Genomic DNA, 769 nt, shown 5'->3' on the forward strand with positions numbered 1-769 from the left:
CTGTTTGAGATCGAAAATGTTCAGTGGATTGAAAAACCGTTAGCAAAGCTCCTTCGCCAACTCGAAACCTTTCTAAAATTGCGAGACAAAGTCGCCTTTGAACTTCGCTTAACGCTCCATCAACGCGATAAACACGAGCAGCATCTTCAACTCACCTCTGCTCAAGGCGATTATCTATGCCATCGCTGGCAACAACTGGCGAGTTTGAGCTTAGAGTCGCTCACGCTTAATGGAGCGGTGGTCGGTTTGACACTCAAAGTTGTTCGTCAGGGTGAGCCTTTAAGTGCTGCGCGAGATCTTTTTTCTGGGCCAAAAGGACAGATGAATGCGTTAGAACTGCTCTCTTTACTCCAAGCTAAACTTGGGAAAAGTGCAGTGCTCAAGCCAGATATTGCCTACGACCCAAGACCGGAGAAAGCCAGCCAATACCGACTAGCCGATGAGCCAGACGTACCCACTCATAGCATCCCAGATTTGCTGCGCCCAGCAATGCAACTGCCTGCCCCAATTGCTCTGCAAGAACAAGTATCGCTGGTGCATGGGCCAGAACGAATCGTATCTGGATGGTGGGATGGCGACGAAATTATGCGCGATTACTACATTGCTCATACCAAGCAAGGTCGCTGGTTATGGGTATTTCGCGATCAACATAAACATTGGTTTCTTCATGGCTATTTTTGTTGAGTCGTTATGAGTTACGCAGAATTATTTTGTCAGTCTACTTTCTCTTTCCTCACTGGCGCTTCTCATACAGAAGAGCTTGTGTTGC

At 47.5% G+C, this 769-nt stretch carries 1 pseudogene; it reads left to right on the forward strand.

Annotated elements, in window-relative coordinates:
* A pseudogene (locus R8N47_RS24730) lies at positions 1 to 684 on the forward strand (DNA polymerase Y family protein); the annotation flags it as partial.
* Between the last annotated feature and the right edge of the window lie 85 nt (positions 685 to 769).

Source organism: Vibrio sp. 2132-1, from assembly GCF_033344315.1.